The sequence below is a fragment of the Sphingomonas bacterium genome (genome assembly GCF_028289855.1).
GTDB lineage: Bacteria > Pseudomonadota > Alphaproteobacteria > Sphingomonadales > Sphingomonadaceae > Sphingomonas.
The window spans coordinates 39,423-49,339 of record NZ_JAQGKZ010000118.1 but is presented as its reverse complement, the minus strand read 5'-3'; the positions used below and the strand labels follow the sequence as shown (position 1 = coordinate 49,339).

9 protein-coding genes are annotated in these 9,917 nt (G+C 67.8%); 3 read left to right on the top strand and 6 right to left on the bottom strand.

Annotated features, from left to right (window positions below; genetic code table 11):
* Together JWM94_RS13915 and ligA are read right to left on the bottom strand one after the other, a co-directional pair.
* Positions 1–185, bottom strand: a 185-nt coding sequence (locus tag JWM94_RS13915; protein WP_299428195.1) for a hypothetical protein, incomplete at its 3' end; no start/stop codon positions are given.
* Positions 186–342: 157 nt separating this feature from the next.
* Positions 343–2,421, bottom strand: a complete 2,079-nt coding sequence (gene ligA, locus JWM94_RS13910; protein WP_299428192.1) for an NAD-dependent DNA ligase LigA — start codon at positions 2,419–2,421, stop codon at positions 343–345.
* Between the two features lie 98 nt (positions 2,422–2,519).
* Here ligA and JWM94_RS13905 point away from each other — a divergent pair, with 98 nt between their 5' ends.
* The gene (locus JWM94_RS13905) at positions 2,520–2,837 is read left to right on the top strand and encodes a hypothetical protein (protein WP_299428189.1); all 318 of its coding nucleotides are present in this window, start codon (positions 2,520–2,522) and stop codon (positions 2,835–2,837) included.
* On the opposite strand, the gene JWM94_RS13900 is transcribed toward JWM94_RS13905, so the two are convergent.
* The 3 genes from JWM94_RS13900 to JWM94_RS13890 all read right to left on the bottom strand — a co-directional run bounded on the left by JWM94_RS13900 (position 2,834) and on the right by JWM94_RS13890 (position 6,197).
* Positions 2,834–3,391: a hypothetical protein gene (locus JWM94_RS13900; protein WP_299428186.1), complete on the bottom strand. Its 558-nt coding sequence runs from the start codon at positions 3,389–3,391 to the stop codon at positions 2,834–2,836. The genes JWM94_RS13905 and JWM94_RS13900 overlap by 4 nt on opposite strands.
* The gene (gene recN / locus JWM94_RS13895) at positions 3,388–5,052 is read right to left on the bottom strand and encodes a DNA repair protein RecN (protein WP_299428183.1); all 1,665 of its coding nucleotides are present in this window, start codon (positions 5,050–5,052) and stop codon (positions 3,388–3,390) included. Before recN ends, JWM94_RS13900 begins: the two co-directional genes overlap by 4 nt.
* Positions 5,053–5,252: 200 nt before the next feature.
* Positions 5,253–6,197 (bottom strand): outer membrane protein assembly factor BamD, encoded by a 945-nt coding sequence (locus tag JWM94_RS13890; RefSeq protein ID WP_299428180.1) that lies wholly within the window; start codon positions 6,195–6,197, stop codon positions 5,253–5,255.
* 138 nt (positions 6,198–6,335) lie between these two features.
* On the opposite strand from JWM94_RS13890, the gene JWM94_RS13885 reads away from it, so the two are divergent.
* Both JWM94_RS13885 and JWM94_RS13880 read left to right on the top strand, forming a co-directional pair.
* The gene (locus tag JWM94_RS13885) at positions 6,336–7,160 is read left to right on the top strand and encodes a class I mannose-6-phosphate isomerase (RefSeq protein ID WP_299428177.1); all 825 of its coding nucleotides are present in this window, start codon (positions 6,336–6,338) and stop codon (positions 7,158–7,160) included.
* A gap of 198 nt (positions 7,161–7,358) precedes the next feature.
* Positions 7,359–8,537, top strand: a complete 1,179-nt coding sequence (locus JWM94_RS13880) for a glycosyltransferase (protein ID WP_299428174.1) — start codon at positions 7,359–7,361, stop codon at positions 8,535–8,537.
* A 122-nt stretch (positions 8,538–8,659) separates the two neighbouring features.
* Here JWM94_RS13880 and JWM94_RS13875 read toward each other — a convergent pair whose 3' ends face one another.
* A complete protein-coding gene (locus JWM94_RS13875; protein WP_299428171.1) occupies positions 8,660–9,880 on the bottom strand; it encodes a DUF3089 domain-containing protein in 1,221 nt (406 codons plus the stop codon).
* Positions 9,881–9,917: the final 37 nt, after the last annotated feature.

Genomic DNA, 9,917 nt, shown 5'->3' with positions numbered 1-9,917 from the left:
CCGTCAGTGCCGGTTTCGACCTTGGTTCCCGAATTGACGTCGGTGATCAGGATCCGCGCGTCGGCGACGGGTGCGCCATTGGCGGACACGCTGCCGCGAATCGTGGAGGTCGTTTCCTGCGCGCTCGCCGCCGCAGGAATCATGAGCGCAGCAACCGCCGCACCGATAAACAGATGATTTCGCATGGTTTCCCCTTCGAGGCGCAAGTCGCTAGGCGGTGTTTTCCACCGTTCCAAGCGTGTCCTTGACCCCACAATATGTCGGTTGCATGACAGCGCAAGATGGGGGTGTGGACAGCTTCGGATTCGCCATTGCTGCGTTGCAAAAAAGCATCACCCCGCCCTAGCTGGCGGCGGCGACGATCCCCGCCCAACCGGGTTCGTCGATCACCTCGATCCCCAGCTCGGCCGCCTTTTTCAGCTTCGATCCGGCGCCCGGTCCGGCGACAACCAGATCGGTCTTGGCCGACACCGATCCCGCGACGCGCGCGCCGAGCGCTTCGGCCTGCGCCTTGGCCTCGTCGCGGCTCAGCGTCTCGAGGCTGCCGGTGAAGACGATGGTCTTGCCGCTGACGCGCGACTCGCGTGTTTCGACGACGAACGGCGGCGGGGAGACTTGGGCGAGCAGATCGTCCCAGACCTGCTGGTTGTGCGGCTCGTGGAAGAAATCGCCCAACGCCTCGACCACCGCCGGGCCGACGCCGTCGATCAGCGCGAACCGATCGATGGCGTCGCCGTCGCCCGCCCGCGCGGCTTCGCCCGCCGTCCGCAACGCGGGCAGATCGACGAACATCTTCATCAGGTCGCGTGCCGTAATCGCGCCGACATGGCGGATGCCGAGCCCGAACAGCAACCGCGCGGCATCGGGCGTGCGTTTCGCTTCGATCGCGGCGATCAGCGCATCGACCGACTTGGCCTGCCACCCTTCGCGCCCGATCAAATCGTCGCGGTGCGCGGCCAGCCGGAAAATGTCCGCGGGCTCGCGGATCCAGCCGAGGTCGAGGAATTCGACCAGGGTCTTCTCGCCCAGCCCGTCGATGTCGAGCGCGCCGCGGGAGACGAAATGCTTGAGCCGCTCGAGCCGCTGCGCCGGGCAGATCAGCCCGCCGGTGCAGCGCACATCGACTTCGCCCTCTTCGGCGACGGCCTCGCTGCCGCATTGCGGGCAATGATCGGGGAAGGTCCATGCGTCGCGCGGTTCGTCGCGGGTCAGATTCTCCACGATCTGCGGGATGACGTCACCCGCGCGTTGCAGCACGACCCGGTCGCCGGGGCGCACCCCGAGCCGCGCGATCTCGTCCGCGTTGTGCAGCGTCGCGTTCCTGACCACGACGCCGCCGACAGTCACCGGCTCCAGCTTGGCGACCGGGGTCAGCTTGCCGGTGCGCCCGACCTGGATGTCGATGTTGAGCAAGGTCGTCTGCGCGCGTTCGGCGGGAAATTTGTGCGCCAGCCCCCAGCGCGGCGCGCGTCCGACAAACCCCAGTCGCGCCTGCCAGTCGAGGCGGTCGACCTTGTAGACGACGCCGTCGATGTCGAACGGCAAGTCGGCGCGCTCGGCCTCGATCGCCTTGTAGGTCGCGAGCCCCTGCTCGAGAGTTCCGGCAGGCTGGAACTGCGGGGTGACCGGGAAGCCCCAGTCGCGGATCGCGGCGATCACAGCGCTTTGCGTGCCGCCGGGGAGTTCGCTCGCCTCGCCCCAGCCCCAGGCGAAGAAGGCCAGTGGGCGTGATGCGGTGACTGCGGCATCCTTCTGACGCAGCGAGCCTGCGGCAGCGTTGCGCGGGTTGGCGAACTGGCGCGCCTTGTCGGGATCGTCGGCCTCGGCCAGCAACCGCGCGTTGAGCGCGGCGAACGCGGCTTTCTCCATATACACCTCGCCGCGTACCTCGAATATATCGGGCGCACCGGCGGGAAGGGTCACGGGCAAGTGGGCGATGGTCCGCACGTTGGCGGTAACGTCCTCGCCGATCTGACCATCGCCACGGGTCAGCGCCTGGACCAGCTTGCCCTTCTCGTACCGCAGCGAGCAACTCAGCCCGTCGATCTTGGGTTCCGCGGTCAGCGCTACCGCCTCGCCCTCGGGCAGATTGAGGAACCGCCGCACCCGCCCGACGAAATCGCGCACCTCGTCATCGTCGAACGCATTGTCGAGGCTGAACATCGGCCGCTCGTGCGCCACCTTGGCGAGATGCCCTGCGGGCGCCGCGCCGACCTTCACGCTCGGCGAATCGGCGCGGACGAGGTGTGGAAACGCCGCCTCGATCGCCGTATTGCGCCGCATCAGCGCGTCGTACTCGGCGTCCGAAATCTCCGGCGCGTCGTCTGTGTGGTACAACCGATTGTGGTGCGCGATTTCGGCCGCGAGCCGTTCGAGCTCGGCGGCGGCGGTGGAATCGTCTGCGGGGAGCGGCGCGGCCATCCACCGTCAGCTATCGGTGCGGGGCGCGCCGATCAAGCGTCGCCCCATTTCGGCTACGATTCGGCGATAGCCATGACGCGCGGTCAGGGAGAAAGCGGATGCTGGGAGCGATGCTGTTGCTGGTGCAAACGGTTCCGCTGGAATCCGATCCGCTGCCGACAAGCGGTCCGGTCTTGCCGAAAGCTCTGAGCGTGACGGCACGATGCGATCCGTCCGACGAAGATATCGTCATCTGCGGCAAGACCGACCCCGAGCAATACCGCCTGCGCCCGCTCGGCACGCCGCCCGGCGGCAAGCCGCTCCCGCCCATGACCGCCAAACTGGGCAACGGCACGATCGACGGGCGTGCGGTGGAGCATTGCGTCGGCGGATTCTGCGCGCCCGCCGCGATGGTGACGTTCAAGACCTCGTTCTAGTTGCCGGCCAGTGCTGCGATCAGCAGCACGACGATGCCCGCCAGCGCCAGGATCGACAACCGCACCGTGCGCTCGATCCAGAACGACCGCCGCCGCGCCAGCGCGAGCGTCGCCGCGATTTCGCGCGAAAAGGTCTGCAGGTCGGCGACATAGCCCCAGCGCGCGCGAAACTGAAACAGGCAGATCGCGCTCGACGCCGCGAGCAGCGCCATCAGCGACAGCACCGGCACTTCGTGATGATCGGCGATGTCGAGCATCGCCGCGCCGCGCGAGATCAGCCCGAGAAAGGTCAGGATCAGGCCGTCGAACGCAAGGATGCCGCGCACCTTGGTCAACTGGCGATCGATGATGCGATCGACATAGGCGACCGCCGCGTCGCCATAGGTGGGGTGCTGGTCGATCGCCTCGGGCGGCGCAGCGGCGCTTTTTTCGAACCGTGCGGTCAGCGCCTCGTGATGCCCCTCGGTCCCGCGCGGGATGTCGGGAAACCAGATCATCGCCCAGATCGTGCCGAGGCCGAGCACGACCGCGAAGACGATGTCGAACGCGCTCACGCCGCCTCCAGCAACCGTTCGGCTTGCGCGCGCGCCTCGTCCGTGATCGTCGCACCCGACAGCATACGGGCGATTTCCTCGCGGCGCTCGCCTTCGTCGAGCGCGTGGACGCCGGTGCGGGTGACGGTGCCGTCACTCGACTTGGCGATGTAGAAATGGCCGCGCCCGCGCGCCGCGACCTGGGGGCTGTGGGTGACGACGAGCACCTGCGTCCGCTCGGCCAGCCGCGCGAGCCGCTCGCCGATCGCGCTTGCAACGGCGCCCCCGACGCCGCGGTCGATTTCGTCGAAGACCATCGTCGCGGCCCCGCCTTCCTCGGCCAGTGCGACCTTGAGCGCGAGGATGAAGCGCGACAATTCGCCGCCGGACGCGATCCGTGTCAGCCCGGCGAACGGCGCGCCGGGGTTGGTCGAAATCTCGAACTCGACGCGGTCCTTGCCGCCTGCGCCCCATTGTTCCTCGCTCAGCGGCGCGACGACCGTGCGGAAGCGCGCCGAATCGAGTTTGAGCGGAGCAAGCTCGCCCGCCACCGCCGTATCGAGCCGCGCGGCGGCCGCGTGACGCTCGGCCGATAGTGCATCGGCCGCCGCCTCATACGCCGCGCGGGTTTGCGCGACCTGCGCGGTGAGCGCGGCCAGCCCCTCCTCCCCGGCCTCGATCGTCGCCAGCCGCGCGGCCATGTCGGCAGCGAGTTGCGCGAGATCGTCGGGCTGGACGCGATGCTTCCTCGCCATCGCACGCAAGTCGAACAGCCGAGTCTCGTCCTCCTCCAGCGTACGCGGATCGAACGCCAACGCATGACGCGCCGCGACCAGGCTATCCTCGGCCAGCGACCCCTCGTCGATCGCGCGGTCGACCGCCGCCAGCGCCTCGGCCAGCGCGGGATGCGCGTCGGCGATGCGTTCGAGCGCACGCGCCGCCTGGCGGAGCTGCGCCAACCCGCCGTCCGACCCGCCGAGCCAGGTATCGAGCGCGGCGAGATCGTCGGCAACCTTCTCGGCGCGTTGCATCGCGCGGCGACGGTCGGCGAGCGTCTCTTCCTCGCCGGGCTCGGGCGCGAGCTGCTTCAGTTCGGCGACGGCATGGTCGAGATAGTCGCGGTCGCGCGCCGCCGCCTCGACCTGTTCGCGCGCCGCCGCCAGCGCGTCGTCGGCCTCGCGCCACGCGCGATGCGCGGCAGCCACGCCGCCCGCGCGGCACCGCCCGAACGCATCGAGCAGCGCGCGGTGCCCTGCCGGCGCGAGCAATCCGCGATCGTCGTGCTGCCCGTGCACTTCGACCAGATGCTGCGCGAGGTCGCGGAGCAGCCCCGCCGAGGCCGGCTGGTCGTTGACGAAGCCGCGGCTGCCGCCATCGGCCTTGACGATACGGCGCACGATCAGCGGCTCGCCGGGATCGACGTCGAAGCCGTTGTCGCTCAGCAACGCCGCTATCGCTCCGTCGGCATGCGGGGTGTCGAAGCTCGCGGTCACCACCGCCTGCGCGGCGCCGCGCCGCACCAGCCCGCTATCGGCACGGTCGCCGAGCGCGAGGCCGAGCGCGTCGAGCAGGATCGACTTGCCCGCCCCGGTCTCACCGGTGAGCACGCCCAGCCCATCGCCGAACTCGAGCTCGAGCGCCTCGATCAGCACGACGTCACGAATGGCGAGCGCGGTCAGCATCGCGATGGTCTTAGCGACAAAGTTGGGGTGAGGTCATCCCGGTTCTTCGTCCTCTCCCGCTCTCGCGGGAGAGGCAACGGAGACTTGGCAGTTTGCTGCCTAGTCGTAGTCGGTGAGGGTTTCTTCTTGAATCAGTCGAAGAAGATAGAAGACCCTCACCCAACCCTCTCCCGCGAATACGGGAGAGGGCTATTCCGCTATTACTTCGGCTTGCTGCCCGCGCCACCGGTGTTGCTGGTGCCGGTCGAGCTGGACCCTTCGTCCTTCGGCGCGACGCCGGGCGTACCAGGAGCGATCGGCTGCGCGTCCTTCAGGCCGAGTGGGATCGGCAATTCGCCCGCCGCCAGCGGCGCGGCGGGTTTCCACGGGTGATCTTCCATCAGCTTGTACGCGCGCTTGTACCAGTCGGTGCCGGGATAGTTCGCGCCGAGCACCGCGGCGGACTTTTGCGCTTCCTCGGGCACGCCAAGCGCGAGATAGGTCTCGGTCAGCCGCATCAAGGCTTCGGGAATATGCGTCGTGGTCTGATACTGATCGACGACGGCGCGGAAACGGAGCGTCGCCGCGAGCCACTGGCCGCGCGTTTCGTAGAAGCGGCCGATCTCCATTTCCTTGCCGGCCAGATGGTCGCGCACCAGATCCATCTTCAACCGCGCGTCGGCGGCATATTTGGAATTGGGATAACGGCGGACCAGTTCGCCCAGCGCGTCCATCGACTGCTGCGTGATCTTCTGGTCGCGCGTCACGTCGGCGATCTGTTCGTAATAACCGAGCGCGACGAGGTAATAGGCATAGGGCGCGTCGCGATTGCCCGGATGGACCGCGATGAAGCGCTGCGCCGACTGGATCGATTCGGTGTAGCTGCTGTCCATATAATAGCTGAACGCGCTCATCAGCTGCGCGCGGCGCGCCCACACCGAATAGGGATGCTGGCGCTCGACTTCGTCGAACAGCACAGCGGCTTCCTTGTACCGCCCCTGATCGAGCCGGCGCTTGGCAAGCGAATAGAGCGTGCCGACGTCGCGCGCGATATAGGGCACGTCGCCCTTCTTCAGGCCGCCGCCGCGGCCGGCGCATCCGGCGACAGGCAAAGCGAGGGTGGCGATCAGCGCGAGCGCAAGCGGGCGGGACTGGATAATACGCATTGAAAGGTGCCTTAGCCGAGCGTCGGGGATGCGAACAATGATTTTCGCTTATGGCTTTTTGACGGCAAGGAATAGCGGATCGCATCGCCATGTCCGCGCGTTGGCGGCGGGACTCGAATTCCGGGAGGGCCGATACCGATGACCGCCACCTTGCTCGCCACCAAGCGCGTCGAAAAGCCGTGGGGGCGGCACGATCTGTGGCCGGGATTCGACAACCCCGCACCCGACGCGCCGCCGATCGGCGAAATCTGGTTCCAGACCCCCGACGCGGGCACGCCCGAACTGCTGATCAAATATCTGTTCCCCGGCGAACGGCTATCGGTGCAGGATCACCCGACCGACGAGGCGGCGCGCCAGGCTGGCTACCCGCGCGGCAAGGACGAATGCTGGGTGATCCTGGCCGCCGAACCGGGTGCCACGATCGCGATGGGGACGAGGGAGCCAACGACGAAGGATGCGCTCCGCAAGGGAGCCGAGGACGGATCGATCGTCGACATGCTCGACTGGAAACCGGTCAAGGCGGGCGACTTTCTCTATTCGCCCGCGGGCACGATCCACGCGATCGGCGGGGGCATCACGATGGTCGAGGTTCAGCAGAACGTCGATCTGACCTATCGGCTGTACGATTATGGCAGCGACCGCGAATTGCACCTCGACGCCGGATTGGCGGTGGCCGATCCCAACCCGTTCACCCCCGCCCCGATCGTCGGCGAGGTCGGCGAGGGCCGGACGATCCTGGTCGAAGGGCCGAAATTCGTGCTCGAACGCTGGGCCGGGGGCGATCGCGACGTGACGCTGCCCGACGGTGTTACGGGCTGGCTGACCCCGCTCATGGGCGAAGGCGTGGTCGACGGTGTGGCGTGGAAGGCGGGCGAGTGCGTGACGGTGACAGGCAATGCGCGGCTTCACGCAAGTGTAGGCAGCGACCTGCTGTTCGCGTATCCTGGGGACAAGCGAATTTAAACATCACCCCATCAAACTACCGTCATCCCCGCGAAAGCGGGGACCCAGCTTCTGACGCCGCCGATTATAGCGCCGGTCGCGTCAGTGGCGCCCTTCCAAGCTGGGTCCCCGCTTTTTGCGGGGATGACGATTGTGGGGCTGAGCGATCCGCAGTGGCGGTTACGCCGCCATTAACCACCCCGCGCCTAAGGAACCCCGATGCTGCGCGTGCTGACTTTATCGACGCTGTTCCCCGACGCCACGCGGCGTAATTTCGGGGTGTTCGTCGAGCACCAGACGCTGGGCCTCGCCGCGCATCCGGATGTCGAGCTCCGCGTCGTCGCGCCGGTCGGGCTGCCGCCCTTTCCGCTCGGCTTGCGGGGAAAACATGCCGCGCTCGCCAAATTGCCGCTCGGCGAACAGTGGAAGGGCGTGGATGTTTATCGCCCGCGCTTTCTCGCGGTGCCGGGGACCGCGGGGCGTTTTCACGTCGCGTCGCTCATCCGTGCGCTCGGGCCGATGCTCGCCAACCTGCGTCGCGATTTTCCGTTCGACGTGATCGACACATCGTTCTTCTTCCCCGACGGCCCGGCCGCGGTCGAGCTCGGCAAGCGCTTCGGCGTGCCGGTATCGATCAAGGCGCGGGGCAGCGATATTCACCATTGGGGAATGGCTGCCGCGACAGCCGGACAGGTGCGCGACGCTGGCCGCGCGGCGGACGGACTGCTCGCCGTCTCCGACGCGATGAAGCGCGACATGGTCGCGATGGGCATGCCCGCCGAGCGGATTCGCGTGCACCGCACCGGGGTCGATCTCGGCCAGTTCGCGCCGCGCGGCCGCGCCGCGGCCAAGGCGGCGCTGAAGGTGCCCGGTGCGCTGGTCGTCTCGACCGGCGCGCTGATCGAGCGCAAGGGGCATGATATCGTCATCGAGGCGATCGCAGCGTTGCCCAACGCGACGCTGATCATTGCGGGCGAAGGGCCATACCGGCCCGCGCTCGAAGCCAGGATCGCCGACCTCGGTCTGGGCGAGCAAGTTCGCTTGCTCGGCGCGGTACCGCATGGCGAGATGCCTTCGCTGCTCGCGGCGGCCGACGTGATGGCGTTGGCGTCCGAAAACGAAGGCCTCGCCAATGCCTGGGTCGAAGCGCTGGCGTGCGGTACGCCGGTGGTCATCCCCGACGTCGGCGGGGCGAGCGAAGTCGTCACCGAACGCGCTTATGGCCGTCTCGTCGGCCGCTCGCCGGCCGGCTTCGCATCGGGCATCGCCGCGGTGCTCGCCGACCACAGCCCGCCGGCCACGGTCCGCGCCGGGGCCGAACGCTTCACCTGGGAAGCGAACACCGCCGGGCTGTATGAGCATCTGGCCGGGTTGGTGGGATCTAGCTCCCCTCCCTGAGTGGGAGGGGCTGGGGGTGGGTCCGGGCTTGGCGAGGCGTCAGCCGACCGCTCTGCCGCCGCCCTATTGCGCTACTTCCACCCGCCCCTCGATCCCCTCCCTTCCAGGGAGGGGAAGCTGCTTTATTTCTTCGGTTCCTTCATCGGGATGCCGCGCCACGCGGCGGCCTGATATTCGCTGATACCGACCAGATTGCCCATCTCGACCGGCATGTCGATCAAATGGAGCCCCCAATCCTTGAGGATCGTGCCGTTGACCACGACATCGCCGACGACCGTGTCGGTGCGCGGGTCCTTGGGGTCGGCGTTGACCGTCACAGCGAGGTACGTGAACCCGCCGTTCGACACGCATTCGGCCGAGATCAGCCCGGGAACCGACACGAACGGCGTCGTCACCGGCGCATTGTCGGTCGTCCACGGTCCCATCGGCGCGCTGGCGAGCCCCGCGCCCTTGGTGCCGAAGATCGCGTCGGTCACCGCCTTGCCGCCGCCGAGCGCAGCGGGGTTGGTGCAGGCCGCGACCATGCCGGGCTTGTCGGCAACGCGCGCGAAGCGGCTGTTTTCGGGCGGCGGCGAATCGGCGCGGAAGCTGGTGTAGGTCACCACGCAGCCGAATTGCTGCACCGACTTGCACAATTTGACGCGCTGGAAATCGCCCCCGACATCGCCGCCCGGCGGCACCGCGACATTGGTCCCGATCAGATACGCCGCGATCATCTTGCGGCGCTGGTCGGCGTTCTGCTCGATCACCCCGGCGACCAATTGCTTGAGGATGCCGGCGCCCTGGCTATGCCCGATCAGCACGACGCCGCGGCCGCCATTGTCGCGGTCGAGATAATTGCGCCACGCCGCCTCGACGTCGAGATAGGCGAGCTTGCGGTCGGCGGTGGTGGCCTTGCCCGCCATCAGGTCGCGCAACGCGGTCAGCGTAACCTGGCGATACATCGGTGCGAACACGCGACATTTCGCCGCAAAGCGCGCGGCTTGCGATGCCGCAACCGCCTTTTCCTCGGGACCGATATTGAGGTCGCTGTTCGGCGACGCGTCGAGCGAGACGGTCGGATAGACGTAGAAACAGTCGTAGAGCGGCACCGGATCGGCCCTGAACTTGACGATCTTCGCCTTGCCGGTGGCGGCGATGACGGTGACGTTCTGATCGACCGCGCAGGCGTCCTTGCGGCCGGGACGGCACAGCCAGCCCGCGTCGCTATTGTAATCGGGCGCGGGGATCGGTGCGAAGACCTGGGGTGGCGCGGGCGGCGCGGGCATCGGCGCCGGCGGCGCGGTTTGCGCGGCAACCGGCGCGGCGGCCAGCAACGCACCCATGGTCAGCAGATATTTCATCGACGCTCTCCCCCCAAACCGGATTCGGTCACAGACT

Bases quoted from the DNA above. Each gene is read 5' to 3' on its own strand.
- JWM94_RS13875 (WP_299428171.1), bottom strand. From the start codon at position 9,880: ATGAAATATCTGCTGACCATGGGTGCGTTGCTGGCCGCCGCGCCGGTT.
- JWM94_RS13880 (WP_299428174.1), top strand. From the start codon at position 7,359: ATGCTGCGCGTGCTGACTTTATCGACGCTGTTCCCCGACGCCACGCGG.
- JWM94_RS13885 (WP_299428177.1), top strand. From the start codon at position 6,336: ATGACCGCCACCTTGCTCGCCACCAAGCGCGTCGAAAAGCCGTGGGGG.
- recN (WP_299428183.1), bottom strand. From the start codon at position 5,052: ATGCTGACCGCGCTCGCCATTCGTGACGTCGTGCTGATCGAGGCGCTC.
- ligA (WP_299428192.1), bottom strand. From the start codon at position 2,421: ATGGCCGCGCCGCTCCCCGCAGACGATTCCACCGCCGCCGCCGAGCTC.
- JWM94_RS13890 (WP_299428180.1), bottom strand. From the start codon at position 6,197: ATGCGTATTATCCAGTCCCGCCCGCTTGCGCTCGCGCTGATCGCCACC.
- JWM94_RS13905 (WP_299428189.1), top strand. From the start codon at position 2,520: ATGCTGGGAGCGATGCTGTTGCTGGTGCAAACGGTTCCGCTGGAATCC.